The organism is Pseudomonas fluorescens HK44 (assembly GCF_000217955.3).
Taxonomy (GTDB): domain Bacteria; phylum Pseudomonadota; class Gammaproteobacteria; order Pseudomonadales; family Pseudomonadaceae; genus Aquipseudomonas; species Aquipseudomonas fluorescens_AQ.
This window is the reverse complement of record NZ_AFOY02000018.1, coordinates 111,315-138,279: the sequence shown is the minus strand read 5'-3', so window position 1 is coordinate 138,279 and position 26,965 is coordinate 111,315. Positions and strand designations below refer to the sequence as shown.

Below are 26,965 nucleotides of genomic sequence, written 5' to 3'. Positions count from 1 at the left end.
CGTCCTTAAGAGTGCAAAGACTTATGGCAAAGCGTGACTATTACGAAGTGTTGGGTGTTGAGCGTGGCACGAGCGAAGCAGACCTCAAAAAGGCCTACCGTCGCTTGGCGATGAAGCACCACCCGGACCGTAATCCTGACGACAAGGCGTCGGAAGAAAAATTCAAGGAGGCCAACGAGGCCTACGAAGTACTGTCCGATTCCAGCAAGCGCGCGGCGTACGATCAGTACGGTCATGCCGGTGTCGACCCAAGCATGGGGGGCGGCGGCGCTGGTTTTGGTGGTCAGAACTTCTCCGATATCTTCGGTGATGTGTTCAGCGACTTCTTCGGTGGTGGTCGCGGCGGTTCCCGTGGCGGTGCTCAGCGCGGTAGCGATCTGCGTTACACCCTGGAGCTGAATCTGGAAGAGGCGGTGCGCGGTACGACCGTGAATATCCGTGTTCCGACACTGGTCAACTGCAAACCGTGCGACGGTTCGGGTGCCAAGAAGGGTTCTGCGCCGGTCACGTGCCCGACCTGCGGTGGTATCGGTCAGGTGCGCATGCAGCAAGGCTTCTTCTCGGTGCAGCAAACCTGCCCGCGTTGCCATGGTCAGGGCAGGATCATTTCCGACCCGTGCAACTCCTGCAATGGCGAAGGCCGTGTCGAAGAGTACAAGACCCTGTCGGTGAAAGTGCCCGCTGGCGTTGATACCGGCGACCGTATTCGTCTGTCTGGCGAAGGCGAGGCGGGTACTCAAGGCGGGCCGACTGGCGACCTGTACGTGGTGATCAACGTGCGCGAGCACGCGATTTTCCAGCGTGACGGCAAGCATCTGTTCTGCGAAGTGCCCATCAGCTTCGTTGATGCGGCGCTGGGTGGTGAGCTGGAGATTCCGACCCTCGATGGTCGGGTCAAGCTGAAGATTCCTGAGGGTACGCAAACCGGCAAGCAGTTCCGGGTGCGTGGCAAAGGCGTTGCGCCGGTTCGCGGTGGTGGTGCAGGTGACTTGATGTGCAGTGTGGTAGTCGAGACGCCGGTCAATCTCGGGCGTCGTCAGCGCGAATTGCTGGAAGAATTCCGTAGTTCTCTGGCAGACGACAACAGCCATTCGCCGAAAACCACCGGTTGGTTCGAAGGCGTGAAGCGCTTCTTCGGCGATCTGTAAGGAGTCGGGCATGCGACGTATAGCTGTGATGGGCGCTGCCGGGCGCATGGGCAAGATCCTGATCGAAGCGGTGCAGCAGCGCGCACCACTCGCCGGGCTGACGGCGGCAATCGTGCGTCCCGGCAGCACGCTGATCGGGGTGGATGCCGGTGAGCTGGCCTCGCTGGGGCGGATCGGTGTGCCACTGTCCGGTAACCTGGATGCGGTGGCGGCTGAGTTCGATGTGTTGATCGACTTCACGCTCCCGGAGGTCATGCTGAAAAACCTGGCGTTCTGCCGCAAGGTGGGTAAGGCCATGGTCATCGGCACTACGGGGCTGGATGCCGCGCAAAAGCAGTTGCTGGCCGAGGCGGGTAAGGACATTCCAATTGTCTTCGCAGCCAATTTCAGTGTTGGCGTGAACCTGTCGTTGAAGTTGCTCGATATGGCGGCTCGTGTGCTGGGCGATGATGCTGATATCGAAATCATCGAAGCCCATCATCGGCACAAGATCGATGCGCCTTCGGGTACGGCTTTGCGCATGGGCGAAGTGATCGCCAGTGCACTGGATCGTGATCTGCAGAAGGTTGCGGTCTATGGGCGCGAAGGCCACACCGGTGTGCGCGAGCGCGAAACCATTGGCTTTGCCACGGTTCGCGGCGGTGATGTGGTCGGCGATCATACAGTGCTGTTCGCCTGTGAGGGCGAGCGACTGGAAATCACCCACAAAGCCTCCAGTCGCATGACCTTCGCCAAGGGGGCGGTGCGTGCCGCGTTGTGGCTGGATGGTCGTGAGCCGGGTCTTTACGACATGCAAGACGTGCTCGACCTGCGTTAAGATGCAGCCGAAATCGGGTTCAAACGCAGCGTTTGAGCCCGATTTATCCCGCCAAGCGACGTCCTGTCGCATTCCCCGGCCTTTAAGGCTCATTGGCGGTAGACCAAAAAAGCCTTTTTCTGTAAGCTACAGCTTTAGTGTGTCCACTAAAAGCGCGCAGAATAATTCAGTGAAGAAGCGGGGTGACGTGTCCATACGTCACTCCGCTTTTTTACAACCTGCGATCGCCCTTTCAGGCTTTATTTACGGGAGGTCTTCTTGACTAAGCCAGCCATACTCGCCCTTGCTGATGGCAGCATTTTTCGCGGCGAAGCCATTGGAGCCGACGGTCAAACCGTTGGTGAGGTGGTGTTTAACACTGCCATGACCGGCTATCAGGAAATCCTTACCGATCCTTCCTACGCCCAACAGATCGTTACTCTGACTTACCCGCACATCGGCAACACCGGCACTACGCCGGAAGACGCCGAGTCTGACCGCGTCTGGTCTGCAGGTCTGGTGATTCGTGACCTGCCACTGGTTGCGAGCAACTGGCGTAACACGATGTCCCTGTCCGACTACCTGAAAGCCAACAATGTTGTGGCAATCGCCGGTATCGACACCCGTCGCCTGACACGCATCCTGCGTGAAAAGGGCGCGCAGAACGGCTGCATCATGGCTGGCGACAACATTTCCGACGAGGCTGCGATTGCAGCGGCGCGCGGTTTCCCGGGTCTGAAGGGCATGGATCTGGCAAAAGTCGTCAGCACCAAGAAGCAGTACGAATGGCGCTCGACTGTCTGGGATCTTAAAACCGACAGCCACGCGACCCTCGAAGCCTGCGAGCTGCCGCATCACGTGGTGGCTTACGACTACGGCGTCAAGCTGAACATCCTGCGCATGTTGGTTGAGCGCGGCTGTCGCGTGACTGTGGTGCCGGCGCAAACCCCGGCCAGCGAAGTGCTGGCACTCAAGCCGGACGGTGTGTTCCTGTCCAACGGCCCGGGTGACCCTGAGCCATGCGACTACGCGATCCAGGCGATCAAGGACATCCTTGAAACCGAGATCCCGGTGTTCGGCATCTGCCTCGGCCACCAACTGCTGGCCCTGGCCTCTGGCGCCAAGACCCTGAAAATGGGTCACGGTCACCACGGTGCCAACCACCCGGTTCAGGATCTGGATTCCGGTGTCGTGATGATTACCAGTCAGAACCACGGCTTTGCGGTAGACGAAGCGACCCTGCCAGGCAACGTTCGTGCGATCCACAAATCGCTGTTCGACGGCACCCTGCAAGGCATCGAGCGTACCGACAAGAGCGCGTTCAGCTTCCAGGGTCACCCTGAAGCCAGTCCTGGTCCGAACGATGTGGCGCCGCTGTTCGATCGCTTCATCAACGAGATGGCCAAGCGACGTTAATCGCCGGGCTTGAGCATGTAGCGAGAAGCCCCTGAGGGTGGCCCCGGTAACCCGGCGGTCCCTGAAGGGCTTCAGAGATTGATCAAGACGGCTTCTCCTCGGGGATTGCCGTCGGACCTGCGGATTTGAGTGACTACCCATGCCAAAACGTACAGACATTAAAAGCATCCTGATTCTCGGCGCTGGCCCGATCGTGATCGGCCAGGCTTGCGAATTCGACTACTCCGGCGCCCAGGCTTGCAAAGCCCTGCGCGAAGAGGGTTACCGCGTCATCCTGGTGAACTCCAACCCGGCCACCATCATGACCGACCCGGCCATGGCCGACGCCACCTACATCGAACCGATCAAGTGGCAGACCGTTGCCAAGATCATCGAGAAAGAACGTCCGGACGCGCTGCTGCCGACCATGGGCGGCCAGACCGCTCTGAACTGTGCCCTGGACCTGGAGCGCGAAGGCGTTCTGGAGAAGTTCGGCGTAGAGATGATCGGTGCCAACGCCGACACCATCGACAAGGCTGAAGACCGTTCGCGTTTCGACAAGGCGATGAAATCCATCGGCCTGGCTTGCCCGCGTTCCGGCATCGCCCACAGCATGGAAGAAGCCAACGCGGTCCTCGAGAAGCTCGGCTTCCCGTGCATCATCCGTCCGTCCTTCACCATGGGCGGCACCGGCGGCGGTATCGCTTACAACCGTGAAGAGTTCGAAGAAATCTGCGCCCGCGGTCTGGACTTGTCGCCGACCAAAGAGCTGCTGATCGACGAATCGCTGATCGGCTGGAAAGAGTACGAAATGGAGGTTGTCCGCGATAAAAAGGACAACTGCATCATCGTCTGCTCGATCGAAAACTTCGACCCGATGGGCGTACACACCGGTGACTCGATCACCGTGGCTCCGGCACAGACCCTGACCGACAAGGAATACCAGATCCTGCGTAACGCCTCCCTGGCGGTACTGCGCGAGATCGGCGTGGAAACCGGCGGCTCCAACGTCCAGTTCGGCATCTGCCCGAACACCGGTCGCATGGTGGTCATCGAGATGAACCCGCGGGTATCCCGTTCCTCGGCGCTGGCTTCGAAAGCAACCGGTTTCCCGATTGCCAAGGTCGCGGCCAAGCTGGCTGTGGGTTACACCCTGGATGAACTGTCGAACGACATCACTGGCGGTAAAACCCCAGCGTCTTTCGAGCCGTCCATCGACTACGTCGTGACCAAGCTGCCGCGCTTCGCCTTTGAAAAATTCCCGAAAGCCGACGCCCGCCTGACCACTCAAATGAAGTCGGTGGGTGAAGTCATGGCCATCGGCCGGACCTTCCAGGAATCCCTGCAGAAAGCCCTGCGCGGTCTGGAAGTCGGTGTTTGCGGTCTGGACGAGAAACTCGACCTGAGCAACCCGGAAAGCATGAGCGTGCTCAAGCGCGAGCTGACCGTGCCGGGCGCCGAGCGTATCTGGTACGTGGCTGACGCCTTCCGTGCCGGCATGAGCGTCGAAGACATCTTCGGCATGAACATGATCGATCCTTGGTTCCTGGTGCAGATCGAAGACCTGATCAAGGAAGAAGAAAAGGTCAAGACCCTGGGCATGTCCAGCATTGACCGCGACATGATGTTCCGTCTCAAGCGTAAGGGCTTCTCCGATCAGCGTCTGGCCAAGTTGCTGGGGGTCACCGAGAAGAGCTTGCGGACTCACCGCCACAAGCTGGAGGTGTTCCCGGTCTACAAGCGCGTCGACACCTGCGCGGCCGAGTTCGCCACCGATACCGCTTACCTCTACTCGACCTACGAGGAAGAGTGTGAAGCCGCGCCATCGGGTCGCGACAAGATCATGATTTTGGGGGGCGGTCCTAACCGTATCGGCCAGGGCATCGAGTTTGACTACTGCTGCGTACACGCAGCACTGGCGCTGCGCGAAGACGGGTACGAGACCATCATGGTCAACTGCAACCCGGAAACCGTTTCCACCGATTACGACACCTCCGATCGTCTGTACTTCGAGCCAGTGACCCTGGAAGACGTGCTGGAAATCGTCCGCGTCGAGAAGCCAAAAGGCGTGATCGTTCAATACGGCGGCCAGACCCCGTTGAAACTGGCGCGTGCTCTGGAAGCTGCTGGCGTACCGATCATCGGCACCAGCCCCGATGCCATCGACCGTGCTGAAGACCGTGAGCGCTTCCAGCAAATGGTTGAGCGTCTGAACCTGCGTCAGCCGCCGAACGCCACCGTGCGCAGCGAAGACGAAGCGATTCGCGCTGCCAGCAAGATCGGCTACCCGCTGGTAGTGCGTCCATCCTACGTATTGGGCGGCCGGGCGATGGAAATCGTCTACGAAGAAGACGAGCTCAAGCGCTACCTGCGTGAAGCGGTTCAAGTGTCCAACGACAGTCCTGTGCTGCTGGACCACTTCCTCAACTGCGCCATCGAAATGGACGTGGATGCGGTTTGCGACGGCACCGACGTGGTAATCGGCGCGATCATGCAGCACATCGAACAGGCAGGTGTTCACTCCGGTGACTCCGCGTGCTCGCTGCCGCCGTACTCGCTGCCTGCACATATCCAGGACGAGATGCGTGAGCAGGTCAAGAAAATGGCCCTGGAACTGGGCGTGGTCGGCCTGATGAACGTTCAGTTGGCGCTGCAAGGCGAAGACATCTACGTCATCGAAGTCAACCCGCGCGCTTCCCGTACCGTGCCGTTCGTGTCCAAGTGCATCGGTGTTTCCCTGGCAATGATCGCGGCTCGCGTGATGGCCGGTAAAACCCTGAAGGAAATAGGTTTCACCAAAGAAATCATTCCTAACTTCTACAGCGTGAAAGAGGCGGTGTTCCCATTCGCCAAATTCCCTGGCGTTGACCCGATCCTTGGCCCGGAGATGAAGTCCACCGGTGAGGTGATGGGCGTGGGCGACACCTTCGGCGAAGCCTTTGCCAAAGCCCAGATGGGCGCCAGCGAAGTGCTGCCGACCGGCGGTACTGCATTCATCAGCGTGCGTGACGATGACAAACCACTGGTTGCAGGTGTAGCCCGTGATCTGATCAACTTGGGCTTCGAAGTGGTCGCCACTGCCGGTACTGCCAAGCTGATTGAAGCAGCAGGCCTGAAAGTGCGCCGTGTGAACAAGGTGACCGAAGGTCGTCCGCACGTGGTCGACATGATCAAGAATGACGAAGTCACGCTGATCATCAACACCACCGAAGGTCGTCAGTCGATCGCTGATTCGTACTCCATTCGTCGTAATGCCTTGCAGCACAAGATTTACTGCACTACCACCATTGCTGCTGGCGAAGCTATCTGTGAAGCGCTGAAGTTCGGTCCCGAGAAGACTGTGCGCCGCTTGCAGGATCTACACGCAGGATTGAAGGCATGAGCATAACCAAGTACCCAATGACCGTTAAGGGCGCGAAGGCCCTGGAAGAAGAACACGCTCACCTGACCAAGGTCGTCCGTCCAAAGCTCAGCCAGGACATCGGTACGGCCCGCGAGTTGGGTGATTTGAAGGAAAACGCTGAATACCACGCTGCTCGCGAGCAGCAGGGTATGGTCGAGGCGCGGATCCGTGACATCGAAGGCCGCATGCAGAATGCGGTGATCATTGATGTCACGAGCATTCCTCACACCGGCAAAGTGATTTTCGGTACCACCGTTGAAATCGCCAATGTCGAAACGGATGAAAGTGTCACTTACCACATCGTGGGCGAGGATGAGGCTGACTTCAAACTCGGCAAGATCTCCGTCAGTTCGCCACTTGCTCGTGCCTTGATTGCCAAGGTAGAGGGTGATGTGGTGGCCGTCAAAACGCCTAGCGGCGTTATCGAGTACGAGATTGTCGAAGTCCGCCATATCTGAAGGCAAGCGCCTGCTTCGCGCGGGCGCCATGCTTTGGCAACTGACTCAGATGTTGTGGGTTGGCGGCCTGTGGTTGTTGCACATCGGTCTGCTGCCGGTGCTGGGTCGTATTGGCCTGGCGCCGCTGTTGGTCGAAGAAATTTCAAGCATGCTGAGTGCGCTGCTGGTCGGGTTTTCAGCGGCGTGCGTGGTTTTTCAGGTTTTGGTGCTGGTTCAGGCCAAGGGCCTTGTCAGTCTATGGCGCGATATTCGCGGGCAACTGCTGTTGATAGCGCTATACGCGAGTGCGATGTACTTCGTCGTGCGAATCGACTGGCCGCAGGCACAGCACTGGTTGTTGTTCAGCTATCTTGTGCTGGGTTTTTCCGGGTTGCTGCTGGTTTTGCAGCCGGTGCCGGGATGGGGTGGCAGGGTGCGCGAAGCACACCCTTGACCCGTATCATCACTTGAAGCGATGAACGTTCGACAACTGCTTGTTGACGCTGAAGTTCTTGCGGTAAATCAGCGCCATCTTGCCGATGACTTGCACCAGATCCGCTTTGCCGGCCTTGCACAGTTCTGCAATGGCTGCCAGGCGCGATTCGCGATCGAGGATGCTGAGCTTGATCTTGATCAGCTCGTGATCGCCCAGTGCGCGTTCCAGTTCGGCTAAAACACCTTCAGTCAAGCCGTTGTCAGCCACAGTCAAAACTGGTTTCAGATGGTGGCCAATGGACTTGTACTGTTTCTTCTGCTCTTGAGTGAGCGGCATAATCTGACCCCTGCGTCTGATCTTGTAAAAAGCGGCGGCCAGTTTACCCGAGCAAGTCCGGGACCGCCCAGTTAATCGCGACTCGTTTATTTTTTTGAGGTGGCCCGTGGCCCGTTCCAAGACTAGCCTTAACTGGCTGAAAGAGCATTTCAACGACCCGTACGTCAAAATGGCGCAAAAAGACGGGTATCGTTCGCGTGCCAGTTACAAATTGCTGGAGATCCAGGAAAAGGATCGCCTGATCCGTCCGGGCATGACCGTAATCGATCTCGGTGCAGCACCGGGTGGTTGGTCGCAAGTGACCAGTCGTCTGATTGGTGGTCAGGGTCGTTTGATCGCCTCTGACATCCTGGAAATGGACAGCATCCCTGATGTGACGTTCATTCAGGGCGACTTTACCGAAGATGCGGTGCTGGCTCAGATCCTCGAGGCGGTCGGAAATACACAGGTAGACCTTGTGATTTCCGATATGGCCCCCAATATGAGTGGATTGGCAGCTGTAGATATGCCACGGGCGATGTTCCTCTGCGAGTTGGCACTGGATCTCGCCGGTCGGGTTTTACGGCCCGGTGGTGATTTTTTGATCAAGGTCTTCCAGGGTGAAGGCTTCGACGAATACCACAAGGAAATCCGCAAGCTGTTTGACAAGGTACAGATGCGCAAGCCTTTGTCTTCGCGTGACAGGTCTCGCGAGCAGTACTTGCTGGGACGCGGTTTCCGCGGTGTTGAAGGTTCCGAGAGCGTCGAGCGTTTCTAAGGGGGCGATAGGTTTTTTTGTATCGCTTTACAGAGCCGGTATAACGAATATTGTGTAGTCATTGTTTCACAAAGGGTTACAGACGGCGCCTGCCAGAGCCGTAGGTAATGTAGTAAGTTAGGCCGGTGAATATCATGCGAAGCGCGCGCCAGTAGCGGAGCTTGCTTCAGAGGGTAGTTAATTGAACGATATGGCAAAGAATCTGATCCTGTGGTTGATCATCGCAGCTGTCCTCGTGACGGTGATGAACAACTTCTCCAGCCCTAACGAGCCACAGACCCTCAACTATTCCGACTTCATCCAGCAGGTCAAGGATGGCAAGGTCGAGCGCGTAGCCGTGGACGGCTATGTCATTACTGGCAAGCGCAATGATGGCGACAACTTCAAGACCATTCGTCCGGCCATTCAGGACAACGGTCTGATCGGCGACCTGGTGGATAACCATGTAGTCGTTGAAGGCAAGCAGCCAGAACAGCAAAGCATCTGGACTCAACTCCTGGTCGCCAGCTTCCCGATCCTGGTAATCATCGCCGTCTTCATGTTCTTCATGCGGCAGATGCAGGGCGGTGCCGGCGGCAAGGGCGGACCGATGAGCTTCGGCAAGAGCAAGGCGCGCCTGCTCTCCGAAGATCAGGTGAAAACTACCCTGGCTGACGTTGCCGGTTGCGACGAAGCGAAGGAAGAAGTGGGTGAACTGGTCGAGTTCCTGCGAGATCCGGGCAAGTTCCAGCGCCTGGGTGGTCGTATTCCTCGCGGCGTACTGATGGTAGGTCCACCGGGTACCGGTAAAACGCTGTTGGCCAAAGCCATTGCCGGTGAAGCCAAAGTACCGTTTTTCACCATCTCCGGTTCCGACTTTGTCGAAATGTTCGTCGGTGTGGGTGCCAGCCGAGTTCGCGACATGTTCGAGCAGGCGAAAAAACACGCTCCGTGCATCATTTTCATCGATGAAATCGACGCTGTCGGTCGCCATCGTGGTGCTGGCATGGGCGGTGGTCACGACGAGCGTGAACAGACTCTCAACCAGTTGCTGGTAGAGATGGATGGTTTCGAAATGAATGACGGCATCATCGTCATCGCCGCAACCAACCGTCCTGACGTGCTTGACCCTGCGCTGCTGCGTCCAGGTCGTTTCGACCGTCAGGTTGTCGTGGGGCTGCCGGATATTCGTGGTCGTGAGCAAATCCTGAAAGTCCACATGCGCAAAGTGCCGATGGGTGATGACGTTGCTCCGGCGGTTATTGCGCGTGGTACGCCTGGTTTCTCCGGTGCGGACCTGGCCAATCTGGTGAACGAGGCTTCGCTGTTCGCTGCCCGTACCGGCAAGCGCATTGTCGAGATGAAAGAGTTCGAACTGGCGAAAGACAAGATCATGATGGGCGCTGAGCGCAAGTCCATGGTCATGTCCGAGAAAGAGAAGCAGAACACCGCTTATCACGAAGCGGGTCACGCGATCGTTGGTCGTGTGGTTCCCGAGCACGATCCGGTCTACAAGGTCTCGATCATCCCGCGCGGCCGAGCGTTGGGTGTGACGATGTTCCTGCCGGAAGAGGATCGCTATAGCCTGTCCAAGCGTGCGTTGATCAGCCAGATCTGCTCGCTGTACGGTGGGCGTATTGCTGAAGAGATGACCTTGGGCTTCGATGGTGTAACCACGGGTGCGTCGAACGACATCATGCGTGCCAGCCAGATTGCGCGAAACATGGTCACCAAGTGGGGCCTGTCGGAAAAACTCGGTCCTTTGATGTATGCCGAAGAAGAGGGCGAAGTATTCCTCGGTCGCGGTGGTGGTGGTCAACACGCCAGCTTCTCGGGCGAGACTGCCAAGCTGATCGACTCTGAAGTGCGCAGCATCATTGACCAGTGCTACGGCACGGCCAAGCAGATCCTGACGGATAACCGCGACAAGCTCGACGCCATGGCTGATGCGCTGATGAAGTACGAAACCATTGATGCTGATCAGATCGACGACATCATGGCAGGTCGCATGCCGCGTGAGCCTCGTGATTGGTCGGGTGGTACGGGTACTCCTCCCGTCGTACAGGAAGAGCGTCCGGAAACTCCCATCGGTGGCCCGGCTGCCGACGTCTAAGGTTTGAAATGACTCTAGTACAGTCCTCAGCCCGGTTGCCTTGCGGCAACCGGGTTCTTGATTTGGCTCATGCACATGTCATGGGCATCCTCAATGTCACTCCCGATTCCTTCTCCGACGGTGGTCGCTTCAGTCAGCTCGAAGCTGCTCTGCGGCACGCTGAGGCGATGGTGGCTGCCGGTGCGACCCTCATTGATGTGGGGGGGGAGTCGACCCGGCCCGGCGCTCGTGCGGTCTCGCCGCTTGAGGAGCTAGAGCGCGTGGCGCCGATCGTCGAGCGTATTCATCGCGAACTGGATGTGATTATTTCGGTCGATACCTCGACACCTGCGGTCATGCGTGAAACTGCCCGCCTGGGAGCGGGTCTGATCAACGACGTGCGTTCGCTACGTCGAGACGGCGCGCTGGATGCGGCAGCAGCCACCGGATTGCCGGTGTGCCTGATGCATATGCTCGGTGAACCGGGAGATATGCAGGACAACCCGCATTATGATGACGTGACGAAAGAGGTTGGTGAGTTTCTTGCCGAGCGTATGGCGTCATGTGCTGCGGTCGGTATTGCGCACGAACGGATCATTCTTGATCCGGGTTTCGGGTTTGCAAAAAATTTGCAGCACAATTTGAGTCTGTTCAAGCATATGGAAGCCCTGCATGCCTTGGGGCGGCCCCTGTTGGTCGGGGTTTCGCGAAAGAGCATGATCGGGCAGGCATTGAATCGTCCGGTGGGAGAGCGGCTGCATGGCGGTCTGGCTCTCGCGGCATTGGCTGTTGCCAAGGGTGCGCGCATCTTGCGCGTGCATGACGTGGCCGAAACAGTCGATGTGGTACGGATGATCACTGCAGTTGAATCAGCCGAATAAGAATGATGGAGCACTTATGACTAAGAAATATTTTGGCACCGACGGCATTCGCGGTCGGGTCGGCGAGTATCCGATTACCCCAGAATTCATGCTCAAGCTTGGTTGGGCCGCGGGCATGGCCTTCCGCAGTAAGGGTACTTGCAAGGTTCTGGTCGGCAAGGACACTCGAATCTCTGGTTATATGTTCGAATCGGCGCTTGAGGCCGGGCTAACCTCTGCCGGGGCCGACGTCATGCTGCTGGGGCCGATGCCTACTCCGGCTATCGCCTATTTGACGCGTACCTTCAATGCTGAGGCCGGTATTGTAATCAGTGCCTCGCACAATCCGCATGACGATAACGGCATCAAGTTCTTCTCCGGCCAAGGCACGAAACTGCCGGATGATGTTGAATTGATGATCGAAGAATTGCTTGATATGCCGATGACCGTGGTCGAGTCGAGCAAGATCGGCAAGGTCTCGCGAATCAATGATGCCTCCGGTCGTTACATCGAGTTCTGCAAAAGCAGTGTGCCGACCGGCACCAATTTCGCGGGTCTGAAAATTGTGATTGATTGCGCACACGGTGCCACCTATAAGGTGGCCCCGAGTGTTTTTCGTGAGTTGGGCGCGCAGGTGACGGTGCTTTCTGCGCAGCCTGATGGCCTGAACATCAATCACAATTGCGGTTCGACCCATATGGGGCAATTGCAGGCGGCCGTAGTGGCCGAGCGCGCAGATCTGGGCATTGCCTTCGATGGTGATGGCGACAGGGTGTTGATGGTTGATCACACGGGCGCGATCGTCGATGGCGACGAGTTGTTGTTCATCATCGCGCGCGACCTGCATGAGTGTGGCAAATTGCAAGGCGGTGTTGTTGGAACCTTGATGAGTAACCTGGGGCTGGAACTGGCCCTGGCGGATCTGGGGATTCCTTTTGTGCGGGCCAACGTCGGTGACCGCTATGTAATCGCCGAACTGCTTGAGCGTAACTGGCTGGTGGGTGGTGAAAACTCCGGTCACGTCGTGTGCTTCAGTCATACCACCACGGGTGACGCGATTATCGCTGCGTTGCAGGTGTTGATGTCTCTGAAACGCCGTTCCGAAGGTCTTGCGCAATCGCGTCAGGCACTGCACAAGTGCCCTCAGGTATTGATCAATGTGCGTTTCGGCGGCGGTGAAAACCCGGTCGAGCATGCGACTGTCAAAGAAGTCAGCGAGCGCGTCACCAAGGCCATGGCCGGGCGTGGTCGCGTGTTGTTGCGCAAGTCTGGCACAGAGCCGTTGGTGCGGGTCATGGTCGAAGGCGAGGACGAAACACTGGTTCGCGGTTACGCCGAAGAGCTGGCAAAACTGGTTGCTGAAGTTTCTGCCTGATTTCGGCTTGCCAGTAATGATGTGGTTGGGTAACATCTGCGCCCACTTTGACCGACGAGGTACAGCATGCGTCGCCCTATGGTAGCTGGTAACTGGAAGATGCACGGTACCCGCGCCAGCGTCGCTGAGCTGATTAACGGCCTTCGTCATCTGGCCTTGCCGAGCGATGTTGAGGTCGCGGTATTCCCGCCTTGCTTGTATATCAATCAAGTGGTTGATGGACTGGAAGGCACGTCGATTTCGGTCGGCGCGCAGAATTCTGCGGTGGAAGCCATGCAAGGTGCATTGACCGGTGAGATTGCACCGAGTCAATTGGTGGATGCAGGTTGCTCCCTGGTGCTCATTGGGCACTCCGAGCGTCGCCAGATCATCGGCGAGCGTGAGGAGACGCTGATTCGCAAGTTTGCAGCAGCACAGGCATGTGGCTTGATTCCGGTGTTGTGCATAGGGGAGACCCTTGAGCAGCGTGAAGCCGGAAAAACGCTTGAGGTTGTCGGGCGTCAGCTGGGTAGCATCATCGATGAGCTGGGTGTTGGTGTGTTTGCAAAAGCGGTAATCGCTTACGAGCCGGTCTGGGCCATTGGCACCGGGCTGACTGCTTCGCCGCAACAAGCGCAGGATGTGCACGCAGCCATTCGTGAGCAGTTGGCGGCAGAGAATTCTGAGGTCGCACAAGGTGTGCGGCTTCTATACGGCGGCAGCGTGAAGGCGGCCAATGCGGTCGAACTGTTCGGCATGCCGGATATCGATGGGGGGCTCATTGGTGGAGCTTCCCTGAATGCAGATGAGTTCGGTGCGATTTGTCGCGCCGCGGGAAACTGAAAAAATGCTGGAAACAGTCGTAGTCGTTTTTCATCTGCTGGGTGCACTGGGCGTAGTTGCTCTCGTATTGCTGCAGCAGGGTAAAGGTGCGGATGCTGGCGCGTCTTTCGGAGCAGGTGCTTCAAATACTGTGTTCGGAAGCCAAGGTTCCTCTACCTTTCTTAGTAAGTTTACTGCTATACTTGCCGCAGGTTTCTTCATAACCAGCTTAGGGTTAGGTTACTTTGCTAAAGAGAAAGCTCACCAGCTGACTCAAGTAGGTTTACCAAGTCCGGCAGTGTTGGAAGTTCCAAAGCAAAAACCGGCTTCTGATGACGTCCCGGTGCTTCAAGAGCAAAAGTCGGCAACCAATGCGACTGACGTACCTCCAGCTCAAGAGCAAAAGTAAGAAGGGTTTCAAACGTAGTATTGCCGAGGTGGTGGAATTGGTAGACACGCAACCTTGAGGTGGTTGTGCCCATAGGGTGTAGGGGTTCGAGTCCCCTTCTCGGTACCAATTATCAGGAGAGCCCGCTGTTGCGGGCTTTCTTGTAGGTGGAAGGTTACATTGACCCTGTTAGGGATCGGTCGTATACTTCCGCCCCAGCTTTGTCGCGGGGTGGAGCAGTCTGGTAGCTCGTCGGGCTCATAACCCGAAGGTCGTCGGTTCAAATCCGGCCCCCGCAACCAGTTTCAGGAGCCCCTTTTCAGGGGCTTTTTGTTAGCTGGACACTTTATAACGCCGCTGTTCAACGGCGTTTCAGGGATGGGCGTTTCGCCCATTTTTTTATTTTGCATAGCATGCATTTACATGCACGAGGGGGTTCAGGTGTCGAGCAAGCTAGAACAGTTGCAGGCCTTGTTGGCCCCGGTGGTCGTGGCCCTTGGCTATGAATGCTGGGGTATTGAGTTTTCGGCTCAAGGTCGCCACTCACTGTTGCGCGTTTATATCGATAAAGAAGGCGGTGTGCTGGTGGACGATTGTGCCATCGTCAGCCGTCAGATCAGCGGTGTGCTGGATGTTGAAGATCCGATCTCCGTTGAATACACCCTTGAAGTTTCCTCGCCTGGCATGGAACGCCCGCTGTTCACGCTTGAACAGTTTGCAAAGTTTGCCGGTGACCAAGTGAAGATCAAGCTGCGCTCGCCTTTCGAAGGACGACGCAACTTTCAGGGCCTTCTGCGCGGTGTAGAAGAGCAGGACGTCGTGGTGCAGGTTGAAGACCATGAATTCCTGTTGCCGATCGATATGATCGACAAGGCCAACATTATTCCCAGTTTTGACTGAGACGCGGATCCCGCGGATCCAATGGCTTGCGAAAGGCGAGGCGTACGATGAGCAAAGAAGTACTGCTGGTTGTTGAGTCGGTATCCAATGAAAAGGGCGTACCGGCAAACGTAATTTTTGAAGCGCTGGAGCTGGCTCTGGCCACTGCTACCAAAAAGCGTTTTGAAGACGAAGTTGATCTGCGTGTGGAAATCAATCGCCACACCGGTGCTTATGAAACTTTCCGTCGCTGGACGGTAGTTGAAGAAGCTGACCTGGATGATCCGGCTGTTGAAACCTGGCCGAGCAAGGTCCAGGAAACGCATCCTGGCGCGAAGGTCGGTGATGTTGTCGAAGAAAAAATCGAGTCCATCGAGTTCGGCCGTATCGCTGCGCAGACTGCCAAGCAGGTTATCGTGCAGAAAGTCCGCGAAGCCGAGCGTGCTCAAGTCGTTGATGCCTACCGCGAGCGCCTGGGAGAAATCATCTCCGGCACTGTGAAAAAAGTAACCCGCGACAACGTGATCGTTGATCTGGGTAACAACGCTGAAGCGCTGCTGGCTCGTGAAGACATCATTTCTCGTGAAACTTTCCGGGTAGGTGTGCGCCTGCGTGCACTGCTCAAGGAAATCCGCACCGAGAACCGTGGCCCACAGCTGATTCTGTCGCGTACCGCGCCAGAAATGCTGATCGAATTGTTCCGCATCGAAGTGCCGGAAATCGCTGAAGGCCTGATCGAAGTAATGGCTGCGTCCCGTGACCCGGGTTCGCGCGCCAAGATCGCGGTCCGCTCCAAAGACAAACGCATCGACCCGCAAGGTGCTTGCATTGGTATGCGCGGTTCGCGCGTCCAGGCAGTGTCGGGCGAATTGGGTGGTGAGCGTGTGGATATCGTCCTGTGGGACGACAACCCGGCGCAGTTCGTGATCAACGCCATGTCCCCGGCTGAGGTTGCGGCAATTATCGTTGACGAAGATGCCCATGCAATGGACATCGCCGTTGGCGCAGACAATCTGGCTCAGGCCATCGGTCGCGGTGGTCAGAACGTGCGTCTGGCTAGCCAGTTGACTGGCTGGACCCTGAACGTGATGACCGAATCGGACATCCAGGCTAAGCAGCAAGCAGAAACCGGCGATATCCTGCGCAACTTCATCGACGAGCTGGAAGTCGACGAAGATCTGGCACAGGTGCTGGTTGATGAGGGCTTCACCAGCCTGGAAGAGATTGCCTACGTACCGTTGGAAGAAATGCTCAACATCGATGGCTTTGACGAAGACACCGTCAACGAGCTTCGCGCTCGCGCCAAGGATCGTTTGTTGACTAAAGCCATCGCTACTGAGGAAAAGCTGGCAGACGCCCATCCGGCCGAAGACCTGCTCTCGCTTGAGGGTATGGACAAGGATTTGGCGATGGAACTGGCGGTGCGCGGCGTAATTACCCGCGAAGACCTGGCCGAGCAGTCTATTGACGACCTGCTCGACATCGACGGCATTGACGATGATCGTGCCGGCAAGTTGATCATGGCCGCCCGAGCCCATTGGTTCGAGTAATAGGCGCGGCCTGAGGAGAGAAGTGCATGACGCAAGTCACGGTGAAACAACTGGCCGATGAGGTCAAAACACCGGTAGAGCGCCTGCTGCAGCAGATGCGTGAGGCAGGTCTGCCGCACACCGCCGCCGAGGAACATGTGACCGACAGTGAGAAGCAATCTTTGCTGACTCACTTGAAAAGCAGCCACAAGGCGAAAGTGGAAGAACCGCGCAAAATCACGTTGCAGCGTAAAACCACCAGCACCCTGCGTGTTGCTGGCAGCAAAAGCATCAGCGTTGAAGTACGCAAGAAGAAAGTCTTCGTACAGCGCAGCCCGGAAGAAATCGAAGCCGAGCGCAAACGCGAGCTGGAAGAACGTCGCGCAGTAGAAAATGCTGCACGTCAGAAGGCTGAAGAAGAAGCCAAGCGTCGCGCCGAAGAAGAAGCGCGTCGCCAGCCTGCTGCTGTGCAACCTGCTACTGAAGCTGTTGCAGCACCTGCTGCAGTTGCCGAGCCAGTGCGTGAAGCACCGGTTGTAGCAGCTGCGCCAGCGGCTGACACTCGCAAACGCGACGAACAGCGTCGTCCGGACAAACCACGTGCCGACGATAACAATCGTCGTGGCGCGGGTGATGGTGAGCGCAAAAACGCTCCACATCGTGCGTCGGTCAAGGAAAAGGCGCCTGCTCCACGCGTTGCTCCACGGACTACCGACGAAGAAAGCGATGGTTTCCGTCGTGGCGGTCGCGGCAAGGCCAAGCTGAAGAAACGCAACGCCCACGGTTTCCAGAGCCCAACCGGCCCTGTCGTGCGTGAAGTGAAGATCGGCGAGACCATCACTGTTGGCGATCTCGCTCAGCAGATGTCGGTCAAGGCTGCTGAAATCATCAAGTTCATGTTCAAACTGGGTACCCCAGCGACCATCAACCAGGTACTTGATCAGGAAACTGCTCAACTGGTTGCTGAAGAGCTGGGCCACAAAGTGACCCTGGTCAGCGACACCGCCCTGGAAGATTCCCTGGCCGAGTCCCTGAAGTTTGAAGGTGAGGCTTTCTCCCGTGCGCCAGTCGTGACCGTAATGGGCCACGTTGACCATGGTAAGACCTCGCTGCTCGACTATATCCGTCGTGCCAAGGTAGCGGCTGGCGAAGCCGGCGGTATCACCCAGCACATCGGTGCATACCACGTTGAAACCGAACGCGGCATGGTCACCTTCCTCGACACCCCGGGTCACGCCGCGTTTACCGCCATGCGTGCTCGTGGTGCCAAGGCGACCGACATCGTGATCCTGGTGGTTGCAGCGGACGACGGCGTAATGCCGCAGACCATTGAAGCCGTACAGCACGCCAAGGCTGCTGGTGTTCCACTGGTTGTTGCAGTGAACAAAATCGACAAGCCGGGCGCCGATCTCGATCGCATCCGTAGCGAACTGTCGGTTCACGGCGTGACCTCGGAAGAGTGGGGCGGCGACACTCCGTTCGTATCGGTTTCGGCGAAAGTCGGTACGGGTGTAGACGAGCTGCTCGAAGCTGTTCTGCTGCAAGCTGAAGTTCTCGAACTGAAAGCGACTCCTTCGGCTCCTGGCCGTGGTGTCGTGGTTGAATCGCGTCTCGACAAAGGTCGTGGCCCGGTTGCAACCGTTCTGGTTCAGGACGGCACCCTGCGCCAAGGCGACATGGTGCTGGTCGGTTCGAACTATGGCCGCGTTCGCGCCATGCTCGACGAGAACGGCAAGCCAATCAAGGAAGCCGGTCCTTCCATCCCTGTCGAGATTCTCGGCCTGGACGGTACCCCGGACGCTGGCGACGAGATGAGCGTGGTTGCCGACGAGAAGAAAGCCCGTGAAGTGGCTCTGTTCCGTCAAGGCAAGTTCCGTGAAGTCAAACTGGCTCGTGCTCACGCAGGCAAGCTGGAAAACATCTTCGAGAACATGGGCCAGGAAGAGAAGAAGACGCTTAACATCGTCCTCAAATCCGACGTCCGTGGTTCGCTGGAAGCGTTGAACGGCGCCTTGAACGGCCTGGGTAACGACGAAGTGCAAGTGCGTGTAGTCGGTGGCGGTGTCGGTGGTATCACCGAGAGCGACGCCAACCTGGCACTGGCCTCCAACGCTGTACTGTTCGGCTTCAACGTGCGTGCCGATGCCGGCGCTCGCAAGATCGTCGAGCAGGAAGGTCTGGATATGCGTTACTACAACGTGATCTACGACATCATCGAAGACGTCAAGAAAGCCCTGACCGGTATGCTTGGCAGCGACGTTCGGGAGAACATCCTGGGTATCGCTGAAGTCCGCGACGTGTTCCGTTCGCCGAAGTTTGGCGCGATCGCCGGTTGCATGGTTATCGAAGGTGTTGTGCACCGTAACCGTCCAATCCGTGTGCTGCGTGAAGACATCGTTATCTTCGAAGGCGAGCTGGAATCCCTGCGCCGCTTCAAGGATGACGCTTCCGAAGTACGTGCCGGCATGGAATGCGGTATCGGCGTGAAGAGCTACAACGACGTCAAAGTCGGTGACAAGATCGAAGTCTTCGAGAAGGTTCAGGTTGCTCGCAGCCTCTAACTCGCGCACTTCAAGAGCCGTGATGGGCAGCCGCATGCAAATGCACGGCGCATCGCCCGGACTCTAAACGCAACGCCCGGTCTGGCTTCTGTCAGGCCGGGCGTTTGCCGCTTTCAGACCACACGGGTTTCACCGTGAGGCAGTAACAGGTAACAAGACATGGCAAAAGAATACAGCCGTACCCAACGTATCGGCGATCAGATGCAGCGTGAGCTGGCACAGCTGATCCGTCGTGAAGTCAAAGACCCACGCGTCGGCCTGGTCACCATTACCGCTGTTGAAGTCAGCCGTGACGTCGGTCACGCCAAGATCTTCATCACCGTAATGGGCCAGGACAGCGCAGACGATATTGCTCAAAGCATCAAAGTACTGAACTCGGCTGCCGGTTTCCTGCGCATGCAGTTGGCTCGCGAGATGAAGCTGCGCAGCGTTCCTCAGCTGCACTTCCACTACGACGAAAGCGTCGTGCGTGGCGCTCATCTGTCGGCATTGATCGAACGCGCCGTGGCTGAAGACAATCAGCACCCGGTTGCGGCAGAACCCGTAGACACCAAGGAGTAATCGGTGGCTCAGGTCAAACGTATCCGTCGTAACGTCAGCGGCATCATCCTGCTCGACAAGCCGCTGGGGTTCACCTCCAACGCGGCGTTGCAGAAGGTTCGCTGGCTGCTCAATGCCGAGAAGGCCGGGCACACCGGCAGTCTTGATCCGTTGGCCACCGGCGTGTTGCCGCTGTGCTTCGGTGAGGCGACCAAGTTCTCGCAATACCTGCTCGACTCCGACAAGGGCTATGAAACCCTGGCGCAATTGGGCAAGACCACCACCACGGCAGACGCTGAAGGCGAAGTTTTGCAGGAGCGCCCGGTGACCGTTGGTCGCGCCGATATCGAAGCGGTTTTGCCGAAATTTCGTGGGCAAATCAGTCAGATACCGCCGATGTACTCAGCCCTCAAGCGTGACGGTCAGCCGTTGTACAAGTTGGCTCGTGCAGGTGAAGTGGTGGAGCGCGAACCGCGTTCTGTTACTATTGCGCGCTTGGAATTGCTGGCCTTTGAAGGTGATACTGCGCGCTTCGCCGTAGATTGCAGCAAAGGCACCTATATCCGCACCCTCGTGGAGGATATTGGTGAAGCACTCGGTTGTGGCGCTTACGTTGCGCAGTTGCGACGTACCCAGGCCGGTCCGTTCAGCCTGGCCCAGACGGTCACGCTGGAAGAGTTGGAAGCAGTACATGCCGAAGGCGGCAACGAAGCGGTTGATCGCTTCCTGATGCCATCGGACAGCGGCCTGCTGGATTGGCCACTGTTGCAGTTCTCGGAGCACAGCTCGTTCTACTGGCTCAACGGCCAGCCGGTACGCGCCCCGGATGCACCGAAGTTTGGCATGGTACGCGTACAGGATCACAATGGTCGCTTCATCGGTATCGGTGAAGTGAGCGAAGACGGGCGCATCGCACCGCGTCGACTGATTCGGTCAGAATGACCGAACGAGGGTGGCTGTTAACAGGCACGGTCACTACTCATTTTTAGATACAGGGATTTGTCCCTGGCCTGTTGAAATCGCCCTTTGGGTGGTTTCCTGATAAAAGGATTGCCTCATGGCTCTCGACGTTCAAGAAAAAGCTCAAATCGTAGCTGACTACCAGCAAGCTGTTGGTGACACTGGTTCGCCAGAAGTGCAAGTTGCACTGCTGACCCACAACATCAACAAGCTGCAAGGTCACTTCAAGGCCAACGGTAAAGATCACCACTCCCGTCGTGGTCTGATCCGCATGGTAAACCAGCGCCGTAAGCTGCTGGACTACCTGAAAGGCAAAGATCTGAGCCGTTACCAGGCTCTGATCGGTCGCCTGGGTCTGCGTCGCTAATCAGCGATTGCGCTAGAGGTTGGTTGTCTGTCGTGCGTCTGCGGGTTTCCTGCAGGCGCATGGCAGGCTCCCAGCCTCAAGTTTTATCTGGACACACGTTTTACCCCTGGACAAGGGTTGGGCCGATTCCCGACATTGCCCAAGAATTTCGCAAGAAAACCAGTTCCCCCAAGAGCCACAAAGAAGGTAGGACACCGTGAACCCGGTAATCAAAAAATTCCAGTTCGGTCAGTCGACCGTTACCCTCGAGACTGGCCGTATCGCCCGTCAGGCCTCCGGCGCAGTATTGGTCACCGTTGACGACGACGTCAGCGTATTGGTGACCGTAGTCGGTGCCAAGCAAGCCGATCCAGGCAAGGGCTTCTTCCCCCTGTCTGTTCACTACCAGGAAAAAACCTACGCTGCCGGTAAGATCCCTGGCGGTTTCTTCAAGCGCGAAGGCCGTCCTTCCGAGAAAGAAACCCTGACTTCCCGACTGATCGACCGTCCGATCCGTCCGCTGTTCCCGGAAGGCTTCATGAACGAAGTGCAGGTAGTCTGCACCGTCGTTTCCACCAGCAAGAAGACCGATCCGGACATCGCTGCGATGATCGGTACCTCGGCTGCACTGGCCATCTCCGGCATTCCTTTCGATGGCCCGATCGGCGCTGCCCGCGTCGCGTTCCACGAAAGCACCGGTTACCTGCTGAACCCGACTTACGAACAACTGAAAGCCTCGAGCCTGGACATGGTCGTTGCCGGTACTTCGGAAGCGGTATTGATGGTTGAATCGGAAGCCAAAGAGCTGACCGAAGACCAGATGCTGGGCGCGGTACTGTTTGCTCACGACGAGTTCCAGGTTGTGATCAACGCTGTCAAAGAACTGGCTGCCGAAGCTGCCAAGCCAACCTGGACCTGGGCTCCTGCGCCTGAAGCCACCGCACTGCTGGGCGCTATCCGTGCCGAGTTCGGCGACGCGATCTCCCAGGCTTACACCATCACCGTCAAGGCCGACCGTTACGCTCGCCTGGGCGAACTGAAAGACCAGGTTGTTGCCAAGTTGTCCGGTGAAGAAGGCCAGCCTTCTTCCAGCGAAGTCAAAGCGGCTTTCGGTGAAATCGAATACCGCACCGTTCGCGAGAACATCGTAAACGGCAAGCCACGTATCGACGGCCGGGACACCCGCACCGTACGTCCGCTGAACATCGAAGTTGGCGTTCTGCCGAAGACCCACGGTTCGGCGCTGTTCACCCGTGGCGAAACCCAGGCTCTGGTAGTCGCGACTCTGGGCACCGCCCGTGACGCACAACTGCTGGACACCCTGGAAGGCGAGAAAAAAGACCCGTTCATGCTGCACTACAACTTCCCTCCGTTCTCGGTGGGCGAGTGTGGCCGCATGGGTGGCGCCGGTCGTCGCGAAATCGGTCACGGCCGTCTGGCCCGCCGTTCGGTTCAGGCCATGCTGCCTGCTGCTGACGTGTTCCCGTACACCATCCGTGTGGTATCGGAAATCACCGAGTCCAACGGCTCCAGCTCGATGGCGTCGGTTTGCGGCGCTTCCCTGGCTCTGATGGACGCTGGTGTGCCGATGAAGGCGCCGGTTGCCGGTATCGCCATGGGTCTGGTTAAAGAAGGCGAGAAATTCGCCGTCCTGACCGACATCCTGGGTGACGAAGACCACCTGGGCGACATGGACTTCAAGGTAGCCGGTACCTCCAAAGGTGTTACCGCGCTGCAGATGGACATCAAGATCAAAGGCATCACCGAAGAAATCATGGAGATCGCTCTGGGCCAAGCCCTGGAAGCGCGCCTGAACATCCTCGGCCAGATGAACCAGATCATTGCCCAGTCGCGTACCGAGCTGTCGGAAAACGCTCCGACCATGATCGCGATGAAAATCGACACCGACAAAATCCGTGATGTCATCGGTAAAGGCGGCGCGACCATTCGTGCGATCTGTGAAGAGACCAAGGCTTCGATCGACATCGAAGACGACGGCTCGATCAAGATCTTCGGTGAAACCAAGGAAGCAGCTGAAGCCGCTCGTCAGCGTGTTCTGGGTATCACCGCTGAAGCTGAAATCGGCAAGATCTACGTCGGTAAAGTTGAGCGCATCGTCGACTTCGGCGCATTCGTCAACATCCTGCCTGGCAAGGACGGTCTGGTTCACATCTCGATGCTGAGCGACGCTCGTGTCGAGAAAGTGACCGACATCCTGAAAGAAGGCCAGGAAGTGGAAGTTCTGGTACTGGACGTGGACAACCGCGGCCGTATCAAGCTGTCCATCAAAGACGTAGCAGCGGCCAAGGCTTCGGGCGTTTAATTACCCCGCAGCTTAAGCGCTGAACAAGCAAACGCCCCGACTGGTTCGGGGCGTTTTGCTGTGTGCAGTCAATGCGCCCCTTGTAGCAGCTAGCTTTGCCAGCTACTACAGAGGCTCAGTGCAAATCCGTGAAAAATGAGGCGCTTGTCCAGGTTGCCCGACCCCAAAGTCAGTGCTAGCTTTAGCCCACCGCCCGTGTAGCTCAGTCGGTAGAGCAGCGCACTCGTAACGCGAAGGTCGCAGGTTCGATTCCTGTCTCGGGCACCAGGCACCACTTGTTTTCAGATGATCCCGAATGGTTCTGAAGGCCAGATAAACCGTGCTTTAAACGGTTTTCTGCGTCAGAGAGATCCTTGATGATCCAGATCCATCTTCCATTCCTAGATCAGAGAGAACGAAATGACTGTTAAAGAACTGACACAAGAAGCCCGTCACGCAGAGGCCCTCAAGAAGTACATGCTTGATGCGCCAGAATTGATGGAAGAGATCAAGAACCTGAGCGCCGACGATCAGAAAGATCAGATTCAGTGGGCGTTCGAGGACGAGGCAGAAGCACAGGGCTTGCAGCCCTGGGAGCTGACGCTCAAGTACACCTCAACGCCGGAAGAATACGAAGCGACGCGCCTTGCGTTGCACAAGGAAGCAGCCGAAGTGCTGGGCGTCGAGTGGGAAGAATACTGCGAGATGAACAATCTGGTGGTTTGAGAGCAACGCCAGCCTCATGAGGCTGGCGTTTCTTTTGTGCGCCCAGCATAGGCGCAATCTTGTGAGTGCAAGTCCCGCCGTTAGCTGGCCCCAGCGAACGAAGTGAAGCGCAACTGCATGCGTTCGGCCATAGAGCGGTCGTAAAGTCAGCTGACGCATTTTTCCAGGCAAACCGCATACGCGGATTCTCGAGGACGTCGTCCGAACGCGGCCCGCCTCGAACACCACCTCGCAGGCTCGACAGCTGCTACGCAGGTGGATGTTTTTCAGGTGTCCGCAGGTGTTTGCGAAAAATGTGGAAAACAATATTCGCAACCTGTTAAAGCGCGACATAAAGCCGCTGCAAATGGCTGTTTTTCCACAGTTTTGACTTGTCCCCGTTTGCTGTGGAACTGGCTGTGGGTAACATGGGAGCAACTGCCTGGACGCCTTTAACGGCGTGGCTTGCAGGGTTGTGGTTGTTTTTTGATCAGGCGTTTTTCAGCGGCCTTGAGTAAGCCTTGTCAACCTTTTTGTTACCGGTGCCCAGCGGCTGAACAGTCGTTGCACAGCCTGTGGATAAGTCTGTGGTTAAACTCTGGAAAGACTCGGCAAAGGGCCGTAATAACTGGTGTGTAGCCATCGTCTCTGCGACTGGCCGGTCGCACCAACCGATGCTGGCTACACTTGTCAGTGCCCAGGTCAAGCAAAAAACTTTCAAATCTGCCCGCAAAGCCTTGTAGATAGCGCGTCTCAAGGTTTGCACTTGCCCCCAAAGACTGTGGACGGGGCTGTGGATAAGGTGCGTGCAGTTGCCTGCGGGCCAGAGCGGCCAAGGGCTGGCAGTAGTTGAGCGTTTTTTGTACAGCGAACATGACAGAATTTTCATTTTCGCGGTTTTGGGTTCAGGTACTCTGCGCGCCTTGGCGCCCCTGAATGGGCGCTCGTCATTTGACGACATGGAGCCATTGCATGACCGATAGTCCCGCCTTTGTTCCTGTCGAGTCTGTCAGCCCGTTGCGTCGGCTGTTCAAGCGATTGGGCTACGATCTGGCCGTGATGGATCTCGGTGGACGGGGACTGGCACTGATCGGCGGGCTGGTTTTACTGGCCTGGATCAGCTCCGGCATCTACAAGGTTCAGCCGGACGAGCAGGGCATTGTGCTGCGCTTCGGGCGCTGGCAGCAAACCGCGGAGTCCGGACTGCACTATCACTTGCCCTATCCTGTCGAAACGGTCCTGTTACCCAAGATCACTCAGGTCAATCAGTTGCAACTGGGCACCAGTACCAGTGTGCAGAGCGCTGCGAGCAATGGCGCGCGCGACAAGCAGATGCTCACCGGTGACGAAAACATCGTCGAAGCCGACTGTACGGTGTTCTGGCGGATCAAGGACGCGCGGCTTTACCTGTTCAAGATCAGCGATCCGGAGCGCTCGGTGAAACTTGCAGCCGAAAGCGCGCTGCGCGAGGTGATTGGGCGTACGCCGATTCAGTCGGTGATGTCTGACAAGCGTGCACAGATCGCCGATGAAACCCGGGACTTGCTGCAGCAACTGCTGGACCGCGAGCAGGCGGGGATTCTCATCACTCAGGTGCAATTGCAACGGGTCGATCCGCCGCCGCAGGTGATCGATGCGTTCAACGATGTACAGCGCGCCCGCGCCGACCAGGAACGCGCCCGCAACGAAGCCGAAGCCTATGCCAACGACGTGATTCCCCGTGCCCGTGGTGACGCGGCGCGTATCACCCAGGAAGCCGAAGCTTACCAGGCGCAAGTCGGCAACCTGGCCGAGGGCGAGGCCAAGCGGTTTCTCTCGGTTTACAACAGCTATGTGCAATCCAAAGACGTCACTGCCTGGCGTCTGTACATGGAGAGCATGGATGAGGTTCTGAAAAAGGCTTCCAAAGTCATCATTGATTCTTCCGGCAAGGGCATGTCCGGAGTGGTGCCGTACATGCCGCTGAGCGAGCCTGGCAAACCGCAGCAAAAGGACGCCCGACCATGAACCGCACCGTCAAATGGTTGGCCGCAGCCGTGGTCGCGCTTGCGCTTTGGGCGTTGGCCGCGTCGGCCTATGTCGTCGATGAATCGCAACAGGCACTGATCATCCGCTTTGGCGCGCCGATGGGCGTTGCCGGGGAGCCGGGGCTCAAGTTCAAGGTGCCGTTCAGCGATTCCATCGTGTTTTACGACAGCCGTCTGCAAACCCTGGCATCGCCGGCCGAACAAGTAATTCTCGGCGATCAGAAGCGTATCGAGGTCGAGACCTATACGCGTTTTCGCATCAGCGACCCGCTGCGGTTTTATCAGGCCGTCGGGACCCTGGACCAAGCCAATGCCCAGCTGACGCAAATGGTCAGTTCTTCACTGCGCCGTGAGTTGGGTGAGGTATCGCTGCGTTCGCTGTTGTCGCCGGCCCGTCAGCAGGAAGTCGCGATCATCGAGAAAGACGTCGCCGACAAGGCTCGCGCACTCGGCATCGAGGTGACGGAGGTGCGTCTGCACCGCGCCGATCTGCCGCTGGAGGCCAGTCAGGCGATTTACGACCGGATGAAATCCGAGCGCCAGCGCGAAGCCAAGGAACTGCGCGCGCAGGGGTTTGAATGGGCCCAGCAAATCCAGGCCAAGGCCGACCGTGATCGCACGGTGTTGCTCTCGGAAGTCCAGCGCCAGTCGGCAATCACTCATGGTGAGGCCGATGCGGCGGCCAACCAGATTCTTTCGGCGGCGTTCAGCAAAGACCCGGAATTCTACAAGTTGTACCGCTCGTTACAGACCTACCGCCAGGCGCTGTCCGACAGTCAGCCGATGTTGGTACTGACGCCTGATGCTGCGTTTCTCAAGCAGTTCCGGAACGGACCGGCAGCGACCAGCGGCAAGTAGCGATGGCTATGAGTGATCTGTGTGCAGACCACAGGCCTGAGCGGTTCGCTGGGAT

23 protein-coding genes and 3 tRNA genes are annotated in these 26,965 nt (G+C 57.6%); 25 read left to right on the top strand and 1 reads right to left on the bottom strand.

The annotated features are described in order from the left end of the window. The first annotated feature begins 23 nt into the window (after window positions 1-23). From dnaJ to HK44_RS22110, 6 genes are all read left to right on the top strand, one after another. Window positions 24-1,148 carry a molecular chaperone DnaJ gene (dnaJ, locus tag HK44_RS22135; RefSeq protein WP_019691779.1) on the top strand — a complete coding sequence of 375 codons (1,125 nt, stop codon included), beginning with the start codon at window positions 24-26 and terminating at the stop codon, window positions 1,146-1,148. A 10-nt stretch (window positions 1,149-1,158) separates the two neighbouring features. Further along, window positions 1,159-1,965: a 4-hydroxy-tetrahydrodipicolinate reductase gene (gene dapB, locus HK44_RS22130; RefSeq protein WP_019691780.1), complete on the top strand. Its 807-nt coding sequence runs from the start codon at window positions 1,159-1,161 to the stop codon at window positions 1,963-1,965. A gap of 258 nt (window positions 1,966-2,223) precedes the next feature. Then, on the top strand, window positions 2,224-3,360 hold the full coding sequence (gene carA, locus HK44_RS22125) for a glutamine-hydrolyzing carbamoyl-phosphate synthase small subunit (protein ID WP_019691781.1): 1,137 nt from the start codon (window positions 2,224-2,226) through the stop codon (window positions 3,358-3,360). 139 nt (window positions 3,361-3,499) lie between these two features. Beyond that, window positions 3,500-6,721 (top strand): carbamoyl-phosphate synthase large subunit, encoded by a 3,222-nt coding sequence (carB, locus tag HK44_RS22120; RefSeq protein ID WP_019691782.1) that lies wholly within the window; start codon window positions 3,500-3,502, stop codon window positions 6,719-6,721. Window positions 6,722-6,723: 2 nt separating this feature from the next. Beyond that, the gene (greA, locus tag HK44_RS22115) at window positions 6,724-7,200 is read left to right on the top strand and encodes a transcription elongation factor GreA (protein WP_024265127.1); all 477 of its coding nucleotides are present in this window, start codon (window positions 6,724-6,726) and stop codon (window positions 7,198-7,200) included. Between the two features lie 28 nt (window positions 7,201-7,228). Beyond that, entirely contained in the window at window positions 7,229-7,633 is a 405-nt protein-coding gene (locus HK44_RS22110) for a hypothetical protein (protein ID WP_019691784.1), read from the top strand. A gap of 9 nt (window positions 7,634-7,642) precedes the next feature. On the opposite strand, the gene HK44_RS22105 is transcribed toward HK44_RS22110, so the two are convergent. Next, entirely contained in the window at window positions 7,643-7,951 is a 309-nt protein-coding gene (locus tag HK44_RS22105; RefSeq protein WP_019691785.1) for a YhbY family RNA-binding protein, read from the bottom strand. Window positions 7,952-8,057: 106 nt separating this feature from the next. On the opposite strand from HK44_RS22105, the gene rlmE reads away from it, so the two are divergent. The 19 genes from rlmE to hflC all read left to right on the top strand — a co-directional run bounded on the left by rlmE (window position 8,058) and on the right by hflC (window position 26,910). Beyond that, window positions 8,058-8,708, top strand: a complete 651-nt coding sequence (rlmE, locus tag HK44_RS22100; protein WP_019691786.1) for a 23S rRNA (uridine(2552)-2'-O)-methyltransferase RlmE — start codon at window positions 8,058-8,060, stop codon at window positions 8,706-8,708. A 190-nt stretch (window positions 8,709-8,898) separates the two neighbouring features. Next, the gene (gene ftsH / locus HK44_RS22095) at window positions 8,899-10,800 is read left to right on the top strand and encodes an ATP-dependent zinc metalloprotease FtsH (protein WP_019691787.1); all 1,902 of its coding nucleotides are present in this window, start codon (window positions 8,899-8,901) and stop codon (window positions 10,798-10,800) included. A gap of 8 nt (window positions 10,801-10,808) precedes the next feature. Beyond that, window positions 10,809-11,660 (top strand): dihydropteroate synthase, encoded by an 852-nt coding sequence (gene folP, locus HK44_RS22090; RefSeq protein WP_019691788.1) that lies wholly within the window; start codon window positions 10,809-10,811, stop codon window positions 11,658-11,660. A 16-nt stretch (window positions 11,661-11,676) separates the two neighbouring features. Then, entirely contained in the window at window positions 11,677-13,014 is a 1,338-nt protein-coding gene (gene glmM / locus HK44_RS22085) for a phosphoglucosamine mutase (protein ID WP_019691789.1), read from the top strand. Between the two features lie 66 nt (window positions 13,015-13,080). Continuing rightward, on the top strand, window positions 13,081-13,836 hold the full coding sequence (gene tpiA, locus HK44_RS22080; RefSeq protein ID WP_019691790.1) for a triose-phosphate isomerase: 756 nt from the start codon (window positions 13,081-13,083) through the stop codon (window positions 13,834-13,836). A 4-nt stretch (window positions 13,837-13,840) separates the two neighbouring features. After that, window positions 13,841-14,224: a preprotein translocase subunit SecG gene (gene secG / locus HK44_RS22075; RefSeq protein ID WP_019691791.1), complete on the top strand. Its 384-nt coding sequence runs from the start codon at window positions 13,841-13,843 to the stop codon at window positions 14,222-14,224. A 22-nt stretch (window positions 14,225-14,246) separates the two neighbouring features. Then, window positions 14,247-14,332: transfer RNA gene (locus tag HK44_RS22070), tRNA-Leu, on the top strand. 96 nt (window positions 14,333-14,428) lie between these two features. After that, window positions 14,429-14,505 (top strand) — tRNA-Met (locus HK44_RS22065). A gap of 139 nt (window positions 14,506-14,644) precedes the next feature. Next, window positions 14,645-15,103 (top strand): ribosome maturation factor RimP, encoded by a 459-nt coding sequence (rimP, locus tag HK44_RS22060; protein WP_024265126.1) that lies wholly within the window; start codon window positions 14,645-14,647, stop codon window positions 15,101-15,103. A 47-nt stretch (window positions 15,104-15,150) separates the two neighbouring features. Beyond that, entirely contained in the window at window positions 15,151-16,632 is a 1,482-nt protein-coding gene (nusA, locus tag HK44_RS22055) for a transcription termination factor NusA (protein WP_019691793.1), read from the top strand. A 26-nt stretch (window positions 16,633-16,658) separates the two neighbouring features. Continuing rightward, window positions 16,659-19,172 (top strand): translation initiation factor IF-2, encoded by a 2,514-nt coding sequence (gene infB / locus HK44_RS22050; RefSeq protein ID WP_019691794.1) that lies wholly within the window; start codon window positions 16,659-16,661, stop codon window positions 19,170-19,172. A 159-nt stretch (window positions 19,173-19,331) separates the two neighbouring features. Further along, a complete protein-coding gene (rbfA, locus tag HK44_RS22045; protein ID WP_019691795.1) occupies window positions 19,332-19,733 on the top strand; it encodes a 30S ribosome-binding factor RbfA in 402 nt (133 codons plus the stop codon). 3 nt (window positions 19,734-19,736) lie between these two features. Continuing rightward, window positions 19,737-20,654, top strand: a complete 918-nt coding sequence (gene truB, locus HK44_RS22040) for a tRNA pseudouridine(55) synthase TruB (RefSeq protein ID WP_019691796.1) — start codon at window positions 19,737-19,739, stop codon at window positions 20,652-20,654. A gap of 115 nt (window positions 20,655-20,769) precedes the next feature. Continuing rightward, the gene (gene rpsO / locus HK44_RS22035) at window positions 20,770-21,039 is read left to right on the top strand and encodes a 30S ribosomal protein S15 (RefSeq protein WP_019691797.1); all 270 of its coding nucleotides are present in this window, start codon (window positions 20,770-20,772) and stop codon (window positions 21,037-21,039) included. A gap of 196 nt (window positions 21,040-21,235) precedes the next feature. Further along, the gene (gene pnp, locus HK44_RS22030) at window positions 21,236-23,341 is read left to right on the top strand and encodes a polyribonucleotide nucleotidyltransferase (RefSeq protein ID WP_019691798.1); all 2,106 of its coding nucleotides are present in this window, start codon (window positions 21,236-21,238) and stop codon (window positions 23,339-23,341) included. Window positions 23,342-23,532: 191 nt separating this feature from the next. Further along, window positions 23,533-23,608: transfer RNA gene (locus HK44_RS22025), tRNA-Thr, on the top strand. 132 nt (window positions 23,609-23,740) lie between these two features. Continuing rightward, window positions 23,741-24,046 carry a DUF6388 family protein gene (locus HK44_RS22020; protein WP_019691799.1) on the top strand — a complete coding sequence of 102 codons (306 nt, stop codon included), beginning with the start codon at window positions 23,741-23,743 and terminating at the stop codon, window positions 24,044-24,046. 951 nt (window positions 24,047-24,997) lie between these two features. Then, window positions 24,998-26,032 (top strand): FtsH protease activity modulator HflK, encoded by a 1,035-nt coding sequence (hflK, locus tag HK44_RS22015; RefSeq protein ID WP_019691800.1) that lies wholly within the window; start codon window positions 24,998-25,000, stop codon window positions 26,030-26,032. Continuing rightward, complete coding sequence (gene hflC / locus HK44_RS22010) at window positions 26,029-26,910, top strand: protease modulator HflC (RefSeq protein ID WP_019691801.1); 882 nt, start codon at window positions 26,029-26,031, stop codon at window positions 26,908-26,910. Before hflK ends, hflC begins: the two co-directional genes overlap by 4 nt. Window positions 26,911-26,965 lie beyond the last annotated feature (55 nt).

What these genes read in the sequence shown, in the direction of transcription:
- dnaJ (WP_019691779.1), top strand. Translation starts at nt 24, where the DNA reads ATGGCAAAGCGTGACTATTACGAAGTGTTGGGTGTTGAGCGTGGCACG.
- dapB (WP_019691780.1), top strand. Translation starts at nt 1,159, where the DNA reads ATGCGACGTATAGCTGTGATGGGCGCTGCCGGGCGCATGGGCAAGATC.
- carB (WP_019691782.1), top strand. Translation starts at nt 3,500, where the DNA reads ATGCCAAAACGTACAGACATTAAAAGCATCCTGATTCTCGGCGCTGGC.
- HK44_RS22110 (WP_019691784.1), top strand. Translation starts at nt 7,229, where the DNA reads ATGCTTTGGCAACTGACTCAGATGTTGTGGGTTGGCGGCCTGTGGTTG.
- HK44_RS22105 (WP_019691785.1), bottom strand. Translation starts at nt 7,951, where the DNA reads ATGCCGCTCACTCAAGAGCAGAAGAAACAGTACAAGTCCATTGGCCAC.
- ftsH (WP_019691787.1), top strand. Translation starts at nt 8,899, where the DNA reads ATGGCAAAGAATCTGATCCTGTGGTTGATCATCGCAGCTGTCCTCGTG.
- folP (WP_019691788.1), top strand. Translation starts at nt 10,809, where the DNA reads ATGACTCTAGTACAGTCCTCAGCCCGGTTGCCTTGCGGCAACCGGGTT.
- glmM (WP_019691789.1), top strand. Translation starts at nt 11,677, where the DNA reads ATGACTAAGAAATATTTTGGCACCGACGGCATTCGCGGTCGGGTCGGC.
- tpiA (WP_019691790.1), top strand. Translation starts at nt 13,081, where the DNA reads ATGCGTCGCCCTATGGTAGCTGGTAACTGGAAGATGCACGGTACCCGC.
- secG (WP_019691791.1), top strand. Translation starts at nt 13,841, where the DNA reads ATGCTGGAAACAGTCGTAGTCGTTTTTCATCTGCTGGGTGCACTGGGC.
- nusA (WP_019691793.1), top strand. Translation starts at nt 15,151, where the DNA reads ATGAGCAAAGAAGTACTGCTGGTTGTTGAGTCGGTATCCAATGAAAAG.
- infB (WP_019691794.1), top strand. Translation starts at nt 16,659, where the DNA reads ATGACGCAAGTCACGGTGAAACAACTGGCCGATGAGGTCAAAACACCG.
- rbfA (WP_019691795.1), top strand. Translation starts at nt 19,332, where the DNA reads ATGGCAAAAGAATACAGCCGTACCCAACGTATCGGCGATCAGATGCAG.
- rpsO (WP_019691797.1), top strand. Translation starts at nt 20,770, where the DNA reads ATGGCTCTCGACGTTCAAGAAAAAGCTCAAATCGTAGCTGACTACCAG.
- HK44_RS22020 (WP_019691799.1), top strand. Translation starts at nt 23,741, where the DNA reads ATGACTGTTAAAGAACTGACACAAGAAGCCCGTCACGCAGAGGCCCTC.
- hflK (WP_019691800.1), top strand. Translation starts at nt 24,998, where the DNA reads ATGACCGATAGTCCCGCCTTTGTTCCTGTCGAGTCTGTCAGCCCGTTG.
- hflC (WP_019691801.1), top strand. Translation starts at nt 26,029, where the DNA reads ATGAACCGCACCGTCAAATGGTTGGCCGCAGCCGTGGTCGCGCTTGCG.